At 39.2% G+C, this 21,517-nt stretch carries 18 protein-coding genes and 5 pseudogenes; 7 read left to right on the top strand and 16 right to left on the bottom strand.

What is annotated here, in order from left to right; genetic code table 11:
• Positions 1-2: 2 nt before the first annotated feature.
• The 8 genes and pseudogenes from NSQ85_RS07665 to NSQ85_RS07630 all read right to left on the bottom strand — a co-directional run.
• Positions 3-305 carry a YlxQ-related RNA-binding protein gene (locus NSQ85_RS07665; RefSeq protein WP_002947460.1) on the bottom strand — a complete coding sequence of 101 codons (303 nt, stop codon included), beginning with the start codon at positions 303-305 and terminating at the stop codon, positions 3-5.
• On the bottom strand, positions 298-594 hold the full coding sequence (gene rnpM, locus NSQ85_RS07660) for an RNase P modulator RnpM (RefSeq protein WP_179974246.1): 297 nt from the start codon (positions 592-594) through the stop codon (positions 298-300). The genes NSQ85_RS07665 and rnpM overlap by 8 nt, the downstream gene beginning before the upstream one ends.
• Positions 595-614: 20 nt before the next feature.
• Positions 615-1,802, bottom strand: coding sequence for a transcription termination factor NusA (gene nusA, locus NSQ85_RS07655; RefSeq protein ID WP_179972980.1), 1,188 nt, complete (start codon positions 1,800-1,802; stop codon positions 615-617).
• A 65-nt stretch (positions 1,803-1,867) separates the two neighbouring features.
• Positions 1,868-2,341: a ribosome maturation factor RimP gene (gene rimP, locus NSQ85_RS07650; RefSeq protein ID WP_179972630.1), complete on the bottom strand. Its 474-nt coding sequence runs from the start codon at positions 2,339-2,341 to the stop codon at positions 1,868-1,870.
• A gap of 142 nt (positions 2,342-2,483) precedes the next feature.
• Positions 2,484-3,713, bottom strand: coding sequence for a glycopolymer--peptidoglycan transferase LytR (gene lytR, locus NSQ85_RS07645; protein ID WP_179974245.1), 1,230 nt, complete (start codon positions 3,711-3,713; stop codon positions 2,484-2,486).
• Between the two features lie 8 nt (positions 3,714-3,721).
• Positions 3,722-4,243 (bottom strand): GNAT family N-acetyltransferase, encoded by a 522-nt coding sequence (locus tag NSQ85_RS07640; protein WP_179974244.1) that lies wholly within the window; start codon positions 4,241-4,243, stop codon positions 3,722-3,724.
• Complete coding sequence (gene tsaE, locus NSQ85_RS07635; RefSeq protein ID WP_002949675.1) at positions 4,236-4,679, bottom strand: tRNA (adenosine(37)-N6)-threonylcarbamoyltransferase complex ATPase subunit type 1 TsaE; 444 nt, start codon at positions 4,677-4,679, stop codon at positions 4,236-4,238. Before tsaE ends, NSQ85_RS07640 begins: the two co-directional genes overlap by 8 nt.
• A gap of 324 nt (positions 4,680-5,003) precedes the next feature.
• Positions 5,004-6,227, bottom strand: a pseudogene (locus NSQ85_RS07630) (NCS2 family permease); the annotation flags it as partial.
• 171 nt (positions 6,228-6,398) lie between these two features.
• Here NSQ85_RS07630 and NSQ85_RS07625 point away from each other — a divergent pair.
• A complete protein-coding gene (locus tag NSQ85_RS07625) occupies positions 6,399-7,211 on the top strand; it encodes a Cof-type HAD-IIB family hydrolase (RefSeq protein ID WP_179972626.1) in 813 nt (270 codons plus the stop codon).
• 44 nt (positions 7,212-7,255) lie between these two features.
• Here NSQ85_RS07625 and NSQ85_RS07620 read toward each other — a convergent pair whose 3' ends face one another.
• Positions 7,256-7,987: a cyclase family protein gene (locus NSQ85_RS07620; protein WP_011225491.1), complete on the bottom strand. Its 732-nt coding sequence runs from the start codon at positions 7,985-7,987 to the stop codon at positions 7,256-7,258.
• A 395-nt stretch (positions 7,988-8,382) separates the two neighbouring features.
• A pseudogene (locus tag NSQ85_RS07615) lies at positions 8,383-9,459 on the bottom strand (IS3 family transposase); the annotation flags it as partial.
• 284 nt (positions 9,460-9,743) lie between these two features.
• On the opposite strand from NSQ85_RS07615, the gene NSQ85_RS07610 reads away from it, so the two are divergent.
• The 5 genes from NSQ85_RS07610 to serS all read left to right on the top strand — a co-directional run bounded on the left by NSQ85_RS07610 (position 9,744) and on the right by serS (position 14,488).
• Positions 9,744-10,736 carry a PTS sugar transporter subunit IIB gene (locus tag NSQ85_RS07610; RefSeq protein ID WP_179974242.1) on the top strand — a complete coding sequence of 331 codons (993 nt, stop codon included), beginning with the start codon at positions 9,744-9,746 and terminating at the stop codon, positions 10,734-10,736.
• Positions 10,737-10,803: 67 nt separating this feature from the next.
• A complete protein-coding gene (locus tag NSQ85_RS07605; RefSeq protein ID WP_179974241.1) occupies positions 10,804-11,619 on the top strand; it encodes a PTS mannose/fructose/sorbose transporter subunit IIC in 816 nt (271 codons plus the stop codon).
• Between the two features lie 14 nt (positions 11,620-11,633).
• Positions 11,634-12,548 carry a PTS system mannose/fructose/sorbose family transporter subunit IID gene (locus NSQ85_RS07600; RefSeq protein WP_179974240.1) on the top strand — a complete coding sequence of 305 codons (915 nt, stop codon included), beginning with the start codon at positions 11,634-11,636 and terminating at the stop codon, positions 12,546-12,548.
• 78 nt (positions 12,549-12,626) lie between these two features.
• Complete coding sequence (locus tag NSQ85_RS07595) at positions 12,627-13,001, top strand: DUF956 family protein (RefSeq protein ID WP_002946516.1); 375 nt, start codon at positions 12,627-12,629, stop codon at positions 12,999-13,001.
• A 209-nt stretch (positions 13,002-13,210) separates the two neighbouring features.
• Entirely contained in the window at positions 13,211-14,488 is a 1,278-nt protein-coding gene (gene serS, locus NSQ85_RS07590; RefSeq protein WP_179974239.1) for a serine--tRNA ligase, read from the top strand.
• Between the two features lie 359 nt (positions 14,489-14,847).
• On the opposite strand, the gene NSQ85_RS07585 is transcribed toward serS, so the two are convergent.
• Positions 14,848-15,992, bottom strand: a protein-coding gene (locus tag NSQ85_RS07585; protein WP_179970608.1) for an IS3 family transposase whose coding sequence is annotated in 2 segments (ribosomal slippage) — positions 14,848-15,731 and positions 15,731-15,992 — 1,146 coding nt in all. Because the reading frame shifts where the segments join, the coding sequence is not laid out codon by codon here.
• Between the two features lie 190 nt (positions 15,993-16,182).
• On the opposite strand from NSQ85_RS07585, the gene NSQ85_RS07580 reads away from it, so the two are divergent.
• Entirely contained in the window at positions 16,183-17,358 is a 1,176-nt protein-coding gene (locus tag NSQ85_RS07580; RefSeq protein WP_179972202.1) for an IS256-like element IS1191 family transposase, read from the top strand.
• A 223-nt stretch (positions 17,359-17,581) separates the two neighbouring features.
• Here NSQ85_RS07580 and NSQ85_RS07575 read toward each other — a convergent pair.
• From NSQ85_RS07575 to dnaI, 5 genes and pseudogenes are all read right to left on the bottom strand, one after another.
• Positions 17,582-17,756 (bottom strand): annotated as a pseudogene (locus tag NSQ85_RS07575) (HlyD family efflux transporter periplasmic adaptor subunit); the annotation flags it as partial.
• A 269-nt stretch (positions 17,757-18,025) separates the two neighbouring features.
• Positions 18,026-18,295: pseudogene (locus tag NSQ85_RS07570) on the bottom strand (isochorismatase family protein); the annotation flags it as partial.
• A gap of 169 nt (positions 18,296-18,464) precedes the next feature.
• Positions 18,465-19,133, bottom strand: a pseudogene (locus NSQ85_RS07565) (HI_0552 family protein).
• A 63-nt stretch (positions 19,134-19,196) separates the two neighbouring features.
• A complete protein-coding gene (gene der, locus NSQ85_RS07560; RefSeq protein WP_100284866.1) occupies positions 19,197-20,507 on the bottom strand; it encodes a ribosome biogenesis GTPase Der in 1,311 nt (436 codons plus the stop codon).
• A gap of 105 nt (positions 20,508-20,612) precedes the next feature.
• Positions 20,613-21,515 carry a primosomal protein DnaI gene (gene dnaI / locus NSQ85_RS07555; RefSeq protein ID WP_100284865.1) on the bottom strand — a complete coding sequence of 301 codons (903 nt, stop codon included), beginning with the start codon at positions 21,513-21,515 and terminating at the stop codon, positions 20,613-20,615.
• Between the last annotated feature and the right edge of the window lie 2 nt (positions 21,516-21,517).

Genomic DNA, 21,517 nt, shown 5'->3' with positions numbered 1-21,517 from the left:
CTTTATTCCATAAGAGTCCTCATTTTCTTTGAAAATCCAGCATCTACTACAGCAACCGTTTTTCTTGGTTTACCAATAGCCATGCTTAATTCCAGTGCGTTAAACACTGTGGAGACTTCTATATTATAGTAGTTACATTTATCAGTCGTCTTTTTAGTCACGTTACTACCAGCATCATTGGCAAGAAAAACTAGTCTCGCCTGCCCTGATTGAACTGCCTTGATAACAAGTTCTTCACCAGAAATAAGCTTCCCAGCTCTTTGTGCTAGTCCCAACATATTTGACAATTTTTCTGTGTTATTCAAGACCTAATTCTCTTCTTTTGACCTTGTGATCCACATAAGCAATGAGTTCATCGTAAAAACTTTCGGGAACATCCATGGAAAAACTATGGTTGAAAACTTGTTTCTTTTTAGCTTGTAGGGCTTCCTCATTATCCAATTTAATGTAGGCGCCTCGCCCATTTTTCTTTCCTGTTGAATCGATGAAAATTTCACCATCTTTAGTTTTCACAATGCGGAGCAAATCACGTTTATCGATGATTTCTCCTGAGACAACTGATTTTCGTAAAGGTATTTTTCGTGTTTTAGCCATCAAACACCTCTATTTTCTTCTTATTCTGCTTCTGGTGCTTCTTCCGTTGTTACATCTACAGGTGTAGCTTCTGCAACGATTTTTTCGACAACTTCATCTACTTCAGCCTCAGCTTTTTCAGCTTCTAGTGCTTCATATTCAGAAGCTGACTTGATATCAATACGGTAGCCAGTCAAATGCGCTGCCAAACGAACGTTTTGTCCACGACGACCAATTGCAAGAGACAATTTGTTATCTGGTACAACTACTGTCGCACGTTTGCTATCATCTTCGTCGAAGAGAACATAATCCACTTCAGCTGGTGCAATAGCATTGTAGATAAATTCAGCTGGATCTTCCACCCATTGAATAACATCAATATTTTCCTCAACAGGAACCTCAATACCTGTCTTAGGATCCAAACGTGTTGGGTGGAAACGGCTGACAACTTTCTTGATGTTGCTTCCACCACGACCGACGATAGTACCAATAGCATCAACATTCGGATTATGGCTGCGAACAGCAATCTTAGTACGATCACCTGCTTCACGGGAAACGCTCATGATTTCTACAGTTCCATCAAATACTTCCGGAATTTCTTGTTCCATGATGCGTTTGATGAATTCTGGATGGCTACGGCTCACAAAGACGTTAACACCTTTAGGATTGTTTTCAACTTTATAAACATAAACATCGATGACGTCGTGTGACTTAAAACTTTCACCAGGAATTTGGTCTTGACGTGATAATTGAGCTTCGAGCGTTCCAAGATTAACATAAATGAAACGTTGATCAAAGCGTTCAACTGTTCCTTGCATGATTTCACCTTCATGTTGCTTATACTCATTATAAGTAATCTCACGCATTTGCTTACGCATTTTTTCCATAATCGTTTGTTTAGCAGATTGAGCTGCGACACGACCAAATTCGTCGACTGACTCTTCAAAGCGAATCTTGTCACCAAGTTCGTAAGCTGAACTAATAGCAAGCGCATCCTTCAAGCTGATTTCCAAACGACTATCGAAGACTTCGTCTACAACTTCACGAACGGTAAAAACTTGAAAATCACCTGTTTTTTCATTGAATTCAACAACTGCTGATTCAGACTGACCATAACGACGCTTGTAAGCTGATTTAAGTGATTCAACCACAGCATCGATGATGTCTTCCTTGTTAATGTGTTTCTCTTCTTCCAAGACACGGAAGGCTTCTAGCATTTCTTTGCTCATATTCTTTGTTGTTTTAGCCATTAAGGGCCAAAACTGGCATCCTTTCTTTATTTACACTAAGAGTTTTAGAGTTTGACTGCCAAACGAGCTTTAGCAACTGTTTGATAGGGAATCTCAACAGTCTTATGGCGAGTCTTATCAAGATGATCAATTGTTAGAGTTTCGCCATCGAAGGCCAACAAGTCGCCTTGGAAAATCTTGATTTTATCAATAGCCTTGTAAAGACTAACATTAATATACTGACCAACAGCATTCTTCAAAGCTTCTTTAGTCTTCAAGGGACGCTCTAATCCAGGGCTAGACACTTCCAACATGTATTGATCCGGGAAAGGGTCAGGCTGAATAGTATCCAAGAGAGGGCTGATAATTTCAGTCAGGTCTGCAGTATCTTCTACAGTAATTCCACCTGGCTTATCAATCAAAACGGACAAAATATAGTCACTGCCAATCTTTTCATACTCGATATCGACCAATTCGTAGGGTTCAGGAATTGCTGGAGCTACGACAGCCGTCACGAGATCAATAATTTTTTGCGACATTATGACCTCCTTACATACACAAGAGACGAAGTTTCTACTCCGCCTCTCTTTCGTTATTTCCTCACATTATAACATAGCTTAAAAACTATTGCAAGTAATAAAATCATATGACAGCCAAAAGGCTGGGAATCTCTCAACAGTTCTATTGTGCTGCTGGAACCAAACTATAAGTAGTTACACCTGAACCATTATAATTAATTGTGGGGGCTGTTGTGGTTTGGTCCTGAACATAATTACCAGTATTCTCAGTGTAGCTGTTGCTGTAGGTAGTATCTCCATAGTAGGTACTTACTGATCCACCACCTGTTGCCTCATATGATCCAGCCTCATAACCTCCAGATACTTCGTTAACGAAATCATCTGAAGCATAGCTAGAAGTCCCAAAATCATTGAGTACCAGACTAGTCTTAAGTTTAGATTCAGAAACTCCCTTCTTGCCAACTTCCTTCTTAATACGGTTTTGGACCTTAAGAATATCCTCAGTTGAGGCTACTTGGTAGCTTCCACCATTGATCATTGCATCCGAACCAGCCAACTGGTAAGACTTGATATTTTTAAGAGCCTCACTATAACCCATCAAACCAAGCAGAGTTGTGCTATCACCAAGATTGATACTGGTTTGTACATTCGAACTGACAGCAGACAAAATTTTCTTATAAGAACCTATCGAGTCCATCTTCAAGAGCTTAGCCACAATCTTTTGAATAACCTCACGTTGACGTTTTTGACGACCGTAATCACCTTCGGGATCATCATAACGCATACGTGAATACACTAAGGCCTGTTCTCCATTGATTTTATGGGTTCCAGGCTCTACTTTCGCCTGAAATTCTGGTTCGTTTTCTGCAATCGAAATTGGGAAATCAAAATGGTTCGTTACCTCGATACCACCAACGGCATCCACCAAATCAATCATACCCTGCATATTAATCAGCGCATAGTAGTCAATATCAATATCTAAAACCTTTTGAATGGTTGAAATAGCTAAGTCAGCCCCACCCTCAGCATAGGCTGAGTTTAGTTTTGCTTCACCCAATCCCTCAACATCTGTCAAAAGGTCACGTTCCAAACTGGTCATGGTGGTTCTCTTAGTTTTAGGATTCACTGTTACCAAAATCATAGTATCAGAATTTCCTTCCCAGGTTTCCTTACGTCCTTCGGATCCTGTATCCACCCCCATCAAAAGAATAGTTATAGGCTTTGTCTGTTGAATAGCCTTACTATTCCCTGACGTTACCTTTGAAGCTCTAAAGGTTTTTGACAATTCTCCTGTAGCATAATTATAAGTTGTCGTTAGATAAATACCAGCAGCTACTACTGTGGTTGCAAGAATTGCCGACAACATCAATAAAATTTTTCGTCCAAGTTTCATGTTTTTTCCTAATCTATGAGTTTAGCCATCATGTAAACATCTAGAAATTCTCCATTTTTAGTTCTGGCACCACGTTTCTTAGTGCCTTCAATATCAAATCCAAATTTTTGATAGAGATGTACCGCCCGTTCATTACGTGCTTGAACAGTCAACTCTAAGCGACGGATAGCAGGTGTATTGACTGCCCAGTCAATCATTGTTCCCATAAGAAACTGACCAATACCATTGCCCCAATAGGGTTTAACAACCGCAATGAAAACATCACCGATGTGACTGGTCTTCGTGTTTTGATTAGAAGTAACATTACAAACACCAATAACCTCATGACCCAATTTTGCGACTAAGCAAATCTCATTTGGGACACTCTGACGGCTATCAATATAAGAGGCTAACTGTTCGCCATTCAGTACAGAGCTCCTATCATCCTGAGCCAAAAAATCCGACTCTAGAGTTACCGTCTCTAGTAAATGTGCTAAGGATACGGAATCCTCTCTCTGAGCTTCCTCAATGACTAATTCGTACTCAGCCATTTACCATCTCCTCCTGGATTTCTTTACTTCTAGGACCAAAAGATTCCAGAAGCAGCTGACGTCCATCACCATGATGAGTTATCGAAATCAAGAGATAGTCTCCCAGGAGACTTTCATCTAAGAGTTCTCCCCACTCGATAATCGTCACACCGTCACCGTATAGAAAATCATCTAAGTCAATAGAATCTGGATCATCACCAATACGATAGACATCTAAATGATATAGCGGCAAACGCCCCTCATATTCTCTAACAATAGTGTAGGTTGGGCTCTTGATCATCTGTGAAACATCCAAACCTTTAGCAATTCCCTTAGTTAAAGTGGTTTTACCAGCTCCCAGATCACCTGATAGAACAATTATATCTCCAGAATTGAGCAATCGACCTAACTTTTGGCCTATACTAATCAATTCCTCTTCATTTTGACTGTAAATCATGTTTTCATTATATCAAAAAATAAAAATCTGGACTATAGTCTACTGTAAAAATCCATAAAAGCTTATAAATACCAAGATAGCAAGAATAATTTAGATATAACACCCTGTCTTAATTTAATACTTTCTTACATCAAGAATAATTTAGATATAACACCCTGTCTTAATTTAATACTTTCTTACATTAAATTAAACCTCCATAAAGTTAATATTTCTAACAAAATTTAAATATTAACTTAAAACAGTCATGAAAGTAAACCTCAAATCATCACTCGTAAAAAACTAAAAAAGCCTGACAAAAGGACAGACTTTTTTGCTTATAAATAATTAGATCACAGCCATGTTAATGAAGTTAAGGATAAACAAGATATCCAAAATCCACATGACAAGATGAACATCTTTTGCTTGACCTTTGATAATTTTGACCAAAGTGTAAGTAAGGAAACCAGCTGCAATACCGTAGGTAATGCTATATGAGAATCCCATAAAAATAGAAGTGAAAAAGGCAGGAATTGCTTCAGACAAGTCTTCCCAATCCACAGCCTTAAGGTTAGACAGCATCATGATACCTACAATGATAAGGATAGGTGCTGTTGCTGCACTAGGAACGATTGACACAAGTGGGCTAAAGAAACTTGAAATGGCAAAGAGTACTGCAACCACAAGAGCTGTCAAACCAGTACGTCCACCAGCACCGATACCTGCTGCAGATTCAACGTAAGTCGTAACGTTGGAAGTCCCGGCAATAGCACCGATACTTGTACCAACAAGGTCAGAGTAAAGAGCGCGGTCAAGAGCTTTTGATTCATTGTTATCACCTGTTGAAGCGATGATACCAACCTTCTCACCAGTACCAATCAAAGTACCGATAGTATCGAAGATATCAGTCAATGAGAAGGCAAGAATAGCCATAAAGACACCTGGCAAACGAGAAATATCTGAGAAAAGTGATCCTAAGCCCTTAGAGCCAAGTGCTGCACCAAAGACCTTACCAAGGTCTTTAAATGACGATGACAAGCTAGCTGCATGCCAGTCGATTGCACCAAGATCAACAATACCTGCAAAAATAGCAATGATTGTTGTTGCGAGGATTGAAAGAAGAACACCCCCACGAATACCTTTAACAATAAAGATAATAGCAATCACAAGACCAATCAAACCTACAATAACCGTAGGATTATTGAAGGCTACCAAACCTGGTGTAGCAGCCGATGAAGCTGTAATGGAAGCATTGGCCATATCAGCACCTTTACCAGCAACCGTGTAAGTATGAGGGTTAATTGAGAATTTCAAGAAACCTGCATTTTTAATCCCTACATAGGCAAGGAAAATACCAATACCTGCTGAAATGGCAGACTTGAGCGCTGTCGGAATAGATTCAATGATCATCTTACGTACTCTAGTTACTGTGATAATCAAAGAAATAACCCCACATAGGAAGACCATAGCCAAAGCCTCTTGCCAAGTGTAGCCTAGTGAGAAGACTACTGTATAGGTAAAGAAGGCGTTTAGTCCCATACCAGGTGCTTGAGCATAAGGTAGGTTAGCGTATCCGAATGATATCGGAACATTCTCACGTAGAATGCAACATCTCTATTCTACATGAAATCATTTTATGGTGCAAGGTTTATTTTTTGATAGTTTTATCACTAAAAACCGAACATTCTACCATAGATATAGGCCAAACCCCAACAAAGAACTGATTTCTGTTATAATAGAAACATGACAAAAAAATTGATTGCACTAGATCTCGATGGAACGCTTTTGCGACCAGATGGAACTATTTCAGAATTTACAAAAACAATTATTGAAGATGTACAAAACAAAGGTCATCAAGTCGTTATCGCTACCGGTCGTCCATACAGTATGGCTATTGATCATTACAAAACATTAGGCTTAGAGACACCGCTAATTACCTTTAATGGCTCCTTGACTAATCTCCCAGACCGAGAATGGGCTTACGAGCACTCGGTCAAATTGGACAAAAAATACCTAGTTAGCCTCTTACAACGACACGATGAGTTAGAGATGGATTTTCTTGCTAGTCAATACCGCAAGAACTTTTATATCACTATGGAGCACCCAGAGCGTATTCAACCACAACTCTTTGGAGTTGATAAAATCAATGAGGCTATGCGTTTAGAGCCAGATAAAATCACACGCAATCCTAACGCTCTCCTTATGCAGACCCATCATGAGGACAAGTACCAACTAGCCAGCGATATTAAGAAAGATTTCAAAGAAGAAATTGAGGTTGATTCTTGGGGTGGGCCACTTAATATCTTGGAGTTTTCACATAAAGGTATTAACAAGGCCTACGCCCTGAACTACCTACTCAAAGTCTTTAGGAAATCTCCAGATGATTTGATTGCCTTTGGGGACGAACACAATGATACAGAGATGTTGGAACTTGCCAAGACTGGTTATGCCATGAAGAATGCTAGCTCTGTCCTTCTCCCCCATGCTAACGAACAAATTGAATGGACTAATGAGGAAGACGGCGTTGCTCGCAAACTTCAGGAACTACTTTTATAAACAGAAAAAGACACCGAAAATTTCTTCGGTGTCTTTTCTTCTGATTAAGGTAAAATAGCCACTGCACGCACTGGGGAACCTGTCGCCTTATCCCAGTGTGGAAATGCAATTGAAATCAAAGCACCAACAGCTGGAACTTGATCCAATTGATTCAAGACTTCTACCTGATAAATGTCTTGTTCCAAGAGGTAGTATTCGTTAACCAAACCATGTTCTGCTGCTGGAATACCGGCATCTGTGTCAAAAGTCTCATGCCCCACTGCCTTGACATGACGCTCATGGATTAAGAATTCCAAAGCTTCGTGGCTCCAACCAGGACTTTGCTGAACACCATTCTCATCAAGGTTGCGCATGGCATCTTGATCTGGCCAACGCTTCGACCAATCACTACGAAAAGCAACAAAGGCTCCTTCTGTAATTTTTCCATGCTCTGCTTCAAAGTCTAAGATATCTTGTTTGCTCAAGATAAAGTTTGGATTCTCAGAGACTTCTTTAGACTTGTCGATAACATAGAGTGGCAAAAGGAGATCCTTGAGGGCAATCTCATCTAGCCAGCGACCTCCTTCGACAAAGTGAATAGGTGCATCAATATGAGTTCCGTATTGACCAACCACTGTAAATTTTTGAACATGGAAACCATCTTTTAAGGTAAAAAGGTCTTCTTGTTTCAAAGCAGGGAGGGCTGGAAAATGTGGACTTTCCGCATTAATTTTGTGGGTCAAGTCGACCCATTTTTTGGATTGCAATTCATTATAAATACTTAGTAAATCTGACATAAGGAAGCCCTCTTTTCTTATAGATTTAACCTTAAATAGTTAATTGAAGCAATTATAGCAGTTGTAACTACGCATTACAAGCATTTATCTGATTTCCCCTTAATCCCATTTTCTCTATTTAGATATAGCTTTAAGCTATATCTAAATTCTTTTATCTGAAAAGAAAGTATATTTGCAAGAATTTGATGTTTTTTTCAATTTTATGATACTTTTGTTACGAAACTATTGACAAACCAATGATAACGCTTTATAATTAGATTGTTCTAATTTTCGAGGGGCTAAAAAAATATTGTTGTCATTTTCATGTCATGAATGATAATATCAATAATCATTTTTCTATTCCTAAGAAGAAATATATAAAAGGAGGAGAACACGAATGGGTATCGGTATTATTATTGCCAGCCATGGTCACTATGGAAAATTGTGTTTTCGTAATACTCCTCTGTAAAGGCTTGTTCTAGAATAGCTTTCACTTGTACTAAATTCGGCGACCTAGAAAGATTATAAGCGACGATTTCACTATTGAAGCCATCTAATGCTGGTGATAAATAGAGCTTTTGGCTGCTTGCTGGAATTGCAAACTATGTCACATCTGTGTAGCACTTTTCCATTGGTTTAGAGCTTTCAAATTGACGTTGAATAAGGTTATCTACTTTCTTGACAACTTCTCCTCGGTATGAAGAATACTTGCGTTTACGACGAATTTGGGAACTTAAACCAAGGAGCTTCATCAGACGTTGGACCTTCTTCTGGTTCACTACATAACCACGATTTCTTAATTCCAAATGAATTCGACGATATCCGTAATTTCCCTTATGTTCATCATAAATGGCTTGTATTTCCACTTTGATAGCTTGATTTTTATCTACTTGACTCAGTTGCTTTAAGTGGTAATAATAGGTTGAACGAGCAAGTTTGATAATGTTTAGAAGGATATCTAAAGGAAACTCTGTTACCAATCCTTGAACAATTTCTGTTTTTCTTCTTGCTCCTTTTCGTCCCTCAATCGGAGTTCTCTCAACTTTTTTAGAATAGCATTCTCCGCTCTCAGGTACTCATTGTCTGCTTGAAGACGTTCTAACTCTATCATCTCTTAGGATTTCTTCTTTAGTTTACGTCCCATTTTAGGCGGTCTCCCTCTTGTTTTCTAAAGAAGAGTATACCCATTTTTTCTCGTATTGTGCTATTCAATTGTTAAGCAATCCTTGATTTGAGAAGACCTAGTCCAGGTAAACACTTTGTTGAGAACGACCTTCAAGTAGAACTTTATCAATCATTTCTTGTTTTTATTCTGGTGAATTGTAACGATTCTTTCCCTTTTTGATGATGTTTATTCCATAACGGTCAATTAATTTCACCATATATTTTAGACCAGAAATGTTCACCCCAAATTGATTTGAAAGTCGTATAAAGCTTTCTCCTTGCTTTCTCAATTCATATATTTGAACTTTATCTTCATAAGTTAATTTCATAATAAAAACACCCCAAAAGTTAGATTTTTCTGTCTAACTTTTGGGGTGCAGTTCATTAGGCAATCTTTTTTTATAATATTAAATTCATTTTTTGGTAGAAAATGACTTATTTTGATTTTTTATTTCACTAGCTATTGACATTTTATTGAAAGCGTTTTATAATATAATCGTTCTTGATTTTTTATGTTTAAAAAGATTTTAAGACGCTTTTTTAGCGTCTTAAAAAAATCGGAGATAGTCTTTTTAAGCTTAAGAAAAAATAATTTATAAGGAGGAGAACATGAATGGGTATCGGTATTATTATTGCCAGCCATGGTAAGTTCGCTGAAGGAATCCACCAATCAGGCTCTATGATTTTTGGGGACCAAGAGAAAGTTCAAGTTGTGACTTTCATGCCAAGTGAAGGTCCTGATGATTTGTACGCTCACTTCAACAACGCCATTGCACAATTCGATGTTGATGATGAAATTCTTGTTTTGGCTGACCTTTGGAGTGGTTCACCATTTAACCAAGCTAGTCGAATCGCTAAGGAAAATCCAGATCGCAAGATTGCTATCATCACCGGACTTAACTTGCCAATGCTAATCCAAGCATACACTGAACGTATGATGGATGCTAACGCTACTGTAGAGCAAGTTGCTGCTAATATCATCAAGGAAGCTAAGGGTGGTATCAAGGCACTTCCAGAGGAGCTAAATCCTGCTGAGGAAACAACTGCAGCTCCTGTAGAAGCTGCAGCACCTCAAGGAGCTATCCCTGAAGGAACAGTCATCGGAGATGGTAAACTCAAGATTAACTTGGCACGTTTGGACTCCCGTCTCTTGCACGGTCAAGTAGTAACTAGCTGGGTACCTTATTCTAAAGCAGACCGTATTATTGTTGCTTCGGATAACGTTGCCAAAGATGAGCTTCGTAAGGAATTGATCAAACAGGCTGCACCAAATGGTATTAAAGTAAACGTTGTTCCGATTCAAAAATTAATTGATGCTTCTAAAGACCCACGTTTTGGAAATACACATGCGCTTGTCTTGTTCGAAACTGTTCAAGACGTACTTCGTGCTGTCGAAGGTGGCGTGCCAATAAAAGTACTTAACGTTGGTTCTATGGCTCACTCAACTGGTAAAACAATGGTTAACAACGTTTTGTCTATGGATAAAGATGATGTTGCTTGTTTTGAAAAATTACGTGACCTTGGCGTTGAATTTGACGTCCGTAAGGTTCCAAACGATTCTAAGAAAGACTTGTTTGAACTTATCAAGAAAGCTAACATTCAATAATCTTCATTCGGATAAATTAGTTGGTAAACTCAACTAACGACAACTCAATAGAAAAGGAATTATAACCATGTCAGATATGTCAATTATTTCTGCGATTTTGGTCGTAGCTGTTGCCTTCCTTGCTGGTCTTGAAGGTATCCTTGACCAATTCCAATTCCACCAACCACTTGTTGCATGTACCCTCATCGGTGCTGCCACAGGTAACCTCACTGCAGGTATCATGCTTGGTGGTTCTCTTCAAATGATTACCCTTGCTTGGGCAAACATCGGTGCTGCCGTAGCTCCTGACGTTGCCCTTGCATCTGTTGCCGCTGCCATCATTTTGGTTAAAGGTGGTAAATTTACAGCTGAAGGTATCGGTGTTGCGATTGCAATAGCTATCCTGCTTGCAGTTGCAGGTCTCTTCCTAACTATGCCTGTTCGTACAGCATCTATTGCCTTTGTTCATGCTGCAGATAAAGCTGCAGAACACGGAAACATCGCTGGTGTTGAACGTGCACACTACCTCGCTCTCCTTCTTCAAGGTTTGCGTATTGCTGTGCCAGCAGCCCTTCTTCTTGCCATCCCAGCCCAATCTGTTCAACATGCCCTTGGCTTGATGCCTGACTGGCTTACCCATGGTATGGTCGTCGGTGATGGTATGGTCGTAGCCGTTGGTTATGCCATGATTATCAATATGATGGCTACTCGTGAAGTTTGGCCATTCTTCGCCATCGGTTTTGCTTTGGCAGCAATTAGCCAATTGACACTTATCGCTCTTGGTGCCATTGGTGTTGCCATCGTCTTCATCTACCTCAACCTTTCTAAACAAGGTGGCGGAAATGGTGGCGGAACTTCATCTGGTTCAGGCGACCCAATCGGCGATATCTTGGAAGACTACTAGGAAGGGGTGCTCTCATGGCTGAAAAAATTCAATTATCTCAAACGGATCGTAAAAAGGTTTGGTGGCGCTCACAATTCTTGCAAGGTTCATGGAACTATGAACGTATGCAAAACTTGGGTTGGGCTTACTCACTCATTCCTGCTATCAAAAAACTTTATACTAACAAAGAGGACCAAGCCGCAGCTCTTAAACGTCACTTGGAATTCTTCAACACTCACCCTTACGTAGCTGCTCCTATCATGGGGGTTACCTTAGCTCTTGAAGAAGAAAAGGCTAATGGTACTGAAATCGAAGATGCGGCTATCCAAGGGGTTAAAATCGGTATGATGGGTCCACTTGCCGGTATCGGTGACCCTGTCTTCTGGTTCACAATTCGTCCAATTCTTGCTGCCCTTGGTGCATCATTGGCACAAGCTGGTAACATTGCTGGTCCACTTATCTTCTTCATTGGTTGGAACCTTATCCGCATGGCCTTCTTGTGGTACACTCAAGAACTTGGTTACAAAGCAGGTTCAGAAATCACTAAAGACATGTCTGGTGGTATCTTGAAAGATATTACTAAAGGGGCATCAATACTTAGTATGTTCATCTTGGCCGTCCTCGTTGAACGTTCGGTATCTGTCGTCTTCACTGTAAAGCTTCCAGGTAAAGTTTTGCCTAAAGGTGCTTATATTGAATGGCCAAAAGGATATGTTACTGGTGACCAACTAAAAACTATCCTTAGTCAAGTAGTCAACGATAAGCTTAGCTTTGATAAGATTCAAGTTGATACCCTACAAAAACAATTGGATTCATTAATTCCAGGTTTGACGGGACTTCTCCTTACTTTTGCATGTATGTGGTTGCTCAAGAAGAAAGTTTCACCAATCACAATCATCATCGGACTCTTTATAGTTGGTATTGTTGCAAGCTTCTTCGGAATCATGTAAAAAGAGCAAGAGTTTAGCAAAGCTGAACTCTTTTCTTATGTTATAATAAAAATACTACAATCAAAAAGAAAGATAGATATGGCACAATCATTGAACAAAACAGTTGAATTACATACAACGGGTGTTTCCTACATGGCTATCGGAGGAAAGGTCGGTAAATTTCTAATCGGAGATATGGCTCTTGAATTCTACCCAGATGTCAATGTCGAGCAATATATTCAAATCCCTTGGACCAGCATCACTCAAATTGGTGCAAACGTATCAGGAAAGAGGGTTAGTCGTCACTTTGAGATTCTAACAGACAAGAGCAAATTCCTCTTTGCCTCAAAAGATTCTGGGAAGATTCTAAAGATTGCTAGGGAACATCTTGGCAATGAAAAAGTTGTTAAACTACCTACTCTCATCCAAACCATAGGTGCTCGTATCAAAGGTTTATTTGCCAAAAAATCATAATTTTTGTATAATGTAAAGGACGGATAAGTAATAGCTAGACCTTTCCAGAAAGCCTGCGGTTGCTGTGAGCAGGTAGGGTTGACCTACGAAATTCTACCGTTTCTAATAATTAAAAACATAAACAAGTGCACTCCTGTGAAGTTGGATGGAACCGTGGCCCATGTCACTCCAACACTTTTAATGGGTGTTTTATTTTTTTGGAGGAACTTATGTTAGATGTAAAACGTATTCGTAACGACTTTAATGCCCTTTCCGAAAAATTGGCTACACGTGGTGTCGTTGCTGAGACTTTAAATGAACTAAAAGAGCTTGATGTTAAACGCCGTGAGCTTCTTATCAAATCTGAAGAACTCAAAGCTCAACGTAATATCGCTTCAGATGATATTGCTCAAGCTAAGCGTAACAAAGAAGATGCTTCAGAACAAATTGAAGCCATGCAAAAAGTTTCTGCAGAGATTAAGGAAATTGATGCCGAACTTGCTGCTATTGATGAAAAGCTTAACGCTATCATTGTGACACTTCCAAACACACCACATGATTCTGTTCCAGTAGGTGCTGACGAAGATGAAAACGTAGAAGTTCGTCGTTGGGGAACACCTCGTGACTTTGATTTTGAAGTTAAAGCTCACTGGGATTTAGGGGAAGATCTTGGTATTCTTGACTGGGAACGTGGTGCAAAAGTTACAGGTTCTCGTTTCCTTTTCTACAAAGGTCTAGGAGCAAGATTGGAACGTGCAATCTACAACTTCATGTTGGATGAGCACGCTAAAGAAGGTTACACTGAAATGATCACACCTTACATGGTTAACCACGACTCTATGTTTGGTACTGGTCAATATCCAAAATTCAAAGAAGACACTTTCGAACTTGATGGCACTGACTACGTCCTTATCCCAACAGCCGAAGTTCCTTTGACCAACTACTACCGAGGTGAGATCCTTGACGGTAAAGAATTGCCAATCTACTTCACAGCCATGAGCCCTTCATTCCGTTCAGAAGCTGGTTCAGCAGGTCGTGACACACGTGGTTTGATTCGTCTTCACCAATTCCACAAGGTCGAAATGGTCAAATTCTCAAAACCTGAAGACTCTTATGATGAATTGGAAAAAATGGTAGTTAATGCTGAAAACATCCTTCAAAAACTTAACTTGCCATACCGTGTCATCACTTTGTGTACTGGCGACATGGGATTCTCAGCTGCGAAAACTTACGACTTAGAAGTTTGGATTCCAGCACAAAACACTTACCGCGAAATTTCCTCATGTTCAAATACAGAAGATTTCCAAGCTCGTCGTGCACAAATCCGTTACCGTGACGAAGCTGATGACAAAGTAAAACTTCTTCACACTCTCAACGGTTCAGGACTTGCTGTTGGACGCACAGTAGCCGCTATCCTTGAAAACTACCAAAACGAAGATGGTTCAGTAACTATCCCTGAAGTTCTTCGTCCTTACATGGGTGGTGCTAAAGTGATTTCACCAAAATAAATAAATGAGGTTGAGACAATTGTTCCAACCTCATTTTTATTTTACTTTATACCAATGATGCAGTAGTAAACTGAACTTTTCGTCCACTTTCTAGCTCAGGAGAGACCAAGTTAACCTTGTGGTGCTGATATTACAAAAGGGATACCTTTGGGTGCTAATTTAAAGTTCTCATTCAAAAAAGAACCTGACTCTAATATGATTAGTCAAGTTCCTCGTATATTTTTGGAGATATAACCCTTTACATTTCAGATTATTATATCTGATAAAAACGCTAGTAAAACAAATATAAACTTATATAGTTTTACTACTTATGTATTGACCTAGTCAAGCATTTTTGTAACACTAGTGTATAAAATTTCTTACGCTGCACGACATCGTGCAGCATAAGGTGTAAGTCCACCGTTTGCACGATGTGGTCTTACGTGATTATATTTCCCATAAACGAATTCATAGAGCTTTTGGTCAAGAATGTCATTTGAATCAAACATGTAGAGATAATAGAATTCGTGTTTGAGCGTATTGTAGAATCTTTCCATAACGGCATTGTCATATGGACAGCCTGCTTTGCTCATACTTTGTTGGACATAGTTTTTATCACAAAATTTATTGAATTCTTTTGCAGTAAATTGACGCCCTTGATCAGAATGCAGGATAATTCCTTTTGCTGGTTTTCGACGTTCTAGTGCGATTTTCAAGGTTTCCTTTGCCAATTCAGTATCGATATGACTGCTGTTTAATGATGCAACCACTTCACGACCGCAAAGGTCTATAATCGTGCAATTGTAACGCATTGTTCCATCTGGACGAGTTAAATATGTAAAATCAGTACACCATATTTTATTGGGTTCTTTTACATCAAATTCCCTATTCAGAAGGTTTGGAAAGATTTTATTGGCAGTTCCTTTTACATAGTTTGGTTTCTTTCGACGTGTGATGGAACGTAAGCCCAATTCATTCATAAAATGATGTATTGTTAGATCTGAACGAATGCTTCCGATACCCTTAAGATAATCGTTCATCATTCGGTATCCAGGAACTCCATTTTCGCGGTGGTAGATTTCAACAATTTTACGTTGAATCTCTGCCTTTTCCTGACGATAAGCATGTTTTTTGTTTTTAAGATAATTATAGTAAGCATTTGGACAGATGTTCATTCTTCTAAGAAGCCATCTGACCCCAAATGTCTGTTGATATTTCTGGATGAACTGGTACTGAGCTAATCGATTTCCTTCGCAAAGAATGCTGCCGCTTTTTTTAAAAAATCATTTTCCTTTTTGAGTTCTTCAATTTCTTTGCGTAGCTTTTTTGCAACTTCGTATGAATCAGATTCTTCCCGTTTTGTTGGGCTGTTATCGCATTCTTTGCGGTATTGCTGTAACCAGTATGTCAGCGTGCCTTGTCCAAGATTATATTCTTCGGTCAGGCTTTTCTTGGTTCGTCCCTCTTCCAGATAGAGGCGAAGAACCTTTTGTTTGAGCTCAGGCTCGTAACGATTGTTTGTCATTGTAACATCTCCTTGGATTATGTATGTATTTTACCAAACTATACACAGGTGTTACAACTTAATTATATCAGGTCATATCATTATCATTTAGAAAATAGAAGGGTAGTGTAAAATAAGTTGTGTAAACACAAAAAGGAATAAATCCGTTATAGTAGAGTTGCAAAACATTACTAGAAAGAGATTTATTCCTATGACTCAGTTTACCACAGAACTACTTAACTTCCTAGCCCAAAAGCAAGATATTGATGAATTTTTCCGTACTTCTCTTGAAACAGCTATGAATGATCTGCTTCAAGCAGAGTTATCAGCCTTTTTAGGGTATGAACCTTACGATAAATTAGGCTATAATTCTGGGAATAGTCGTAACGGAAGCTATGCACGGAAATTCGAAACCAAATATGGGACTGTTCAGTTGAGTATTCCTAGAGATCGTAATGGGAACTTTAGTCCAGCTTTGCTTCCCGCTTATGGACGTCGAGATGACCACTTGGAAGAGATGGTTATCAAACTCTATCAAACCGGTGTAACGACTCGAGAAATTAGTGATATCATCGAGCGAATGTATGGTCATCACTATAGTCCTGCCACAATTTCTAATATCTCAAAAGCAACTCAGGAGAATGTCGCTACTTTTCATGAGCGAAGCTTAGAAGCCAATTACTCTGTTTTATTTCTTGACGGAACCTATCTTCCATTAAGACGTGGAACCGTTAGTAAAGAATGTATTCATATCGCACTTGGCATTACACCAGAAGGACAGAAGGCTGTTCTTGGATATGAAATCGCCCCAAATGAAAACAATGCTTCTTGGTCCACCCTGTTAGACAAGCTTCAAAACCAAGGAATCCAACAGGTTTCTCTTGTAGTGACCGATGGCTTCAAGGGGCTTGAAGAGATTATCAATCAGGCTTACCCATTAGCTAAACAACAACGTTGCTTAATTCATATTAGTCGAAATCTAGCTAGTAAAGTGAAACGAGCAGATAGAGCGGTTATTCTGGAGCAATTTAAAACGATTTATCGTGCTGAAAATTTAGAAATGGCAGTGCAAGCTTTAGAGAACTTTATCTCCGAATGGAAACCAAAGTATAGGAAAGTCATGGAAAGTCTGGAGAATACGGATAATCTTTTAACTTTTTATCAGTTTCCCTACCAGATTTGGCATAGCATTTATTCGACAAACCTCATTGAGTCTCTTAACAAAGAGATCAAACGTCAAACGAAAAAGAAGATTCTTTTTCCTAACGAGGAGGCTCTGGGACGTTATTTAGTTACCCTGTTTGAAGATTATAATTTCAAGCAAAATCAACGCATCCATAAAGGGTTTGGCCAATGTGCTGACACACTTGAAAGCTTATTTGATTAACATTCTTCAACTCTACTTGAGTGTTTACACATAATTATTGACAGTATCTCTTTATCTCACCACTTTTACTCTTTATAGCTATAATCGGTAGTATTAGCATAAAGAAGAATGCATAGTAACCTAACTGATATATTATTTCCCCCTCTTATTTTAATTCCTATAAATATACTTATTAGGAGTTCCAAAATGGACCGCCACCGCTAATTATTTACATTTTTACTAATCAAGGTGTCATCTTATATAACAGCTTATCTTTAAAATAGTTAAAATAAGTTTTTTCAGCAACAACTGTTACAGTTTTGCTCATCATACCTAATTTTACAAGTTGTGCTTTTATAAAGACTTCCTTTTTTAGTTGCGGTTGATGAAGATCTTACGGTAGTAATTTTTCCTTTTATTCTTTCGAACAGTAATATTTCAGCACTTACAATTCATTCTTTCAAACTTTTTCAAAGATTTTACCACAAGCATAAATTCTTTGAAAAAAATGGAAATGTAATAAAATTTTTCTGGGATACCTAAAAAAGTAATGAACCGTATGAACTGCACCCCAAAAGTTAGACAGAAAAAATCTAACTTTTGGGGTGTTTTTATTATGAAATTAAGTTATGAAGATAAAGTTCAAATATATGAATTGAGAAAGTAAGGTCAAACCTTCAACCAACTTTTAAATTGGGTAGGACAAAACTGGACGTTGCATCTGAAATAAGATAAGTGACGTCTTAAACCCTAAATTAGCCGCCATGCGAGTTGTGGTAGATACACAGTGTGGCAAGGGTAAGCCTGCAATAACTAACTTATCAATTCTTTTATCTCTTAAATAGCTCTCTAAATTCGTCCCAATGAAAGCACTATTAACTATCTTTTGGAAAACAGGTTCACTTGGGTATGGTTGAAAGCCATCTTTAAAATCTTGACCTTGAGATTCGTGAAAATGTGATTGAGTATTCGTGGATACATGTTGAACATGAAGTACTGGCCATCCCCTTTCTCTAAAAAATTAAGTAATCTTTGGGAATTCAATTCAAGCTAAGGGTTATTACGTTCTCCCCATGAACTATTATCAAAGGCCCTTTGCACATCAATCATTAATAATCCTTGCATTTTTACTCTCCTCTTTTACACCAATCTTCCAACAACTTATTTGCATCCTGACAACTATCATAATAAGGAGTTATCAGTTGAAAGCCTAACATTAGTTGATCTAGTAAGTCATCCCTAGTCAAGCTATCCATCACAGGGACATCATATTTAACCAAGACCTTTCAAACACGACCAGCTTTGACTGCTTCTTTAAGCATCTGACGATTCGCTTCAAGTCCCTTCCACACGATGACTGACACCATCTTCTTGAGCAAGATAGTAAAGTGGAAAAGTAATCGGTAAGTCTAGGACCTTATATTGCTTCGCTAGAGTAGTATCAGATTTTTTCCGTTCGACAAAACTCACTTCAACTGATATTCCCCAATCTTCAGCTTGACCGTATAGTCGAATCACCATAGCAACATCATCTAAACTGATCCTCAGGAGCTCTGTAATAGCACCATAAATGTGGACGGCATACTTGTGCTCGATTAGCCCAATTGCTGACACGATCCATTTTCATGGGGTCTAGACGCTCCTCTAGAACTTTTGATAAGAACTGTATTTCCTTACGAGCAGCTTGTCCCAAAGTGTTGAGAGCTTCCATATCAAACCTGATGTGGCTCCGCCTTTTCAGGTTTGATATACTTAACTCCTTGTTTGGATAAATAAGTTTGAACATTTTCTAACATCGTTTTCTCCTTACAATACTAAAAGACCAACCCGTAAAGATTCTATTCTGGTTGGTCTCTTTTTTATTTACGTTTACGAGCAATTAAGTGGATTGGTGTTCCCTCAAAACCAAAGGCCTGACGAATTTGATTTTCCAAGAAACGCATATATGAGAAGTGCATAAGCTCTTCTTCATTGACAAAGATAACAAATGTTGGTGGTTTAACCGAAACTTGCGTCCCGTAGAAAATCTTAAGGCGTTTCCCTTTGTCAGTTGGTGTTGGGTTGATGGCGATGGCATCCATGATAACATCATTCAAGACAGCCGATGAAATACGACGGTTTTGACTCTCACTGATGCGTTTGATCATCTCTGGTAACTTGTTAAGACGTTGTTTCGTCTCAGCCGATACAAAGATAATTGGGGCATAGCTCAAGAATTGGAACTGATCACGGATATCCGCTTCCCAGTTGGCAACGGTGTGGTTGTCCTTCTTTATCGTATCCCATTTGTTAACTACGATGATAATCCCTTTACCAGCTTCATGGGCAAAACCAGCAATACGCTTGTCATACTCACGGATACCTTCTTCGGCATTGATAACCATAAGGACAACATCAGAACGACCAATGGCACGCATAGAACGCATAACAGAGTATTTTTCTGTATTTTCATATATCTTACCAGATTTACGCATACCAGCGGTGTCAATCATAGTATACTCTTGACCTTCACTGTCCACAAAGTTTGTGTCAATAGCATCACGAGTCGTACCAGCAATAGGACTCGTAATCACTCGGTCCTCGCCTAAAATGGCGTTAATCAAACTTGATTTTCCGACGTTTGGACGCCCAATCAAACTAAAACGGATGATATCTGGATTTTCTTCTTCGACTTCTGTTGGAAGATTTTCAACGATAGCATCGAGAACGTCCCCCGTACCAATACCATGAACAGATGAAACTGGATATGGATCACCAAGCCCAAGAGAATAGAAATCATAAATATCTGCACGCATTTCAGGATTATCCACTTTATTTACCGCCAAGATAACTGGCTTGTTGGTCTTATAGAGAATACGGGCAACGTACTCATCCGCATCTGTCACACCTTCCTTACCTGAAACGACAAAGACAATAACATCTGCTTCAGCCATGGCAATGCCAGCTTGGTGCTTAATCTGTTCCATGAATGGGGCATCGATATCATCGATACCACCTGTATCAATCAAGCTAAACTGACGATTAAGCCACTCAGCAGAGGTATAAATACGGTCACGTGTTACCCCTTCAACGTCTTCGACGATAGAGATACGTTCACCCGCAATTCGGTTAAATAGGGTCGACTTCCCAACATTTGGGCGACCCACGATAGCAACTGTAGGTAATGTCATATATTTAAGTCCCTGATTAAATTAGGGATTCCTTTCTTCATTTAGCAATCTAACTTCCACCAAGGAAAGCAAACACGCTTGTTCTTTATCATTATTAGAATCACCTTAACGGCGATTAACACCTTTCAAGTGAACCTCTTTAGCTAGAAAACGAATACGTTCCATCACACGTTTGGCCTGCCAAGTCTCGTCTCCCTGACGTCCATTTGATAGCTTAGCTTCTAAGTCTGCAAAACTATAGTTGGATGTGAAGAAGGTCGGCAGCTCCTCAATCATGCGATACTGGAGAATGACTTGCAAAACATCGTCCCTAATCCAAGAAGAGAATTGCTCTGCACCAATATCATCTAAAACTAGAACTTCTGCTTCTTTGACAGCATCAATTTGTTCCTTCACAGAGCCGTCCTTGATCCCATTTTTAACATCGATAGTAAAAGATGGATAATGAATAATGGTCGTAGCAACCTTCTTGGTCTCTGAAAGTTCATGGGCCATAGCAGCCAACATGAATGATTTCCCAACCCCCATATCTCCGTAGATATAGAGGCCTTTCTGGTCTGGACTAGGGTAATTAGCTACAAAATCAACAAGTGTCTCAAAGGTATCAACACGAGCTACATCATCTAGTGCAATATCAGCAAAGGTAATCTTGCGATAGGACTGAGGCAAACTCACCAAGTTAATCCGCTTAGAAATAGCCTGTTGTTCTTGTTGCTCCTTAAGCTGACGCGTTTCCTTATAGGTTACGTCAGCGTAGCCTTCATTCATGGTCAGAATCGGCTCATACCCTTTGGCAATGTAGCTGGCATCACCTTCTTTGACCTTACGGCATTCCACCAAGAATTGATTAAACTTTGAAAGACTACGCTTGATTTCGTCCTGGCTTAAGCCATGTTCTTGAATAAAGCCAGCCACTCTTGGATCCGCCAAGATTTGCTTGGTCAGATCTGTTGCATTACCAGACCCATGATGTCCTGTTCGGTTCAAGGTTTGTCCAACTCTTTCCATAG

Origin of the sequence: Streptococcus sp. FSL L8-0526 (genome assembly GCF_038007145.1) — a bacterium.
Taxonomy (GTDB): Bacteria; Bacillota; Bacilli; order Lactobacillales; family Streptococcaceae; genus Streptococcus; species Streptococcus thermophilus.
The sequence above is the reverse complement of the archived record's forward strand: the minus strand, read 5'-3'. Positions and strand labels throughout refer to the sequence as shown.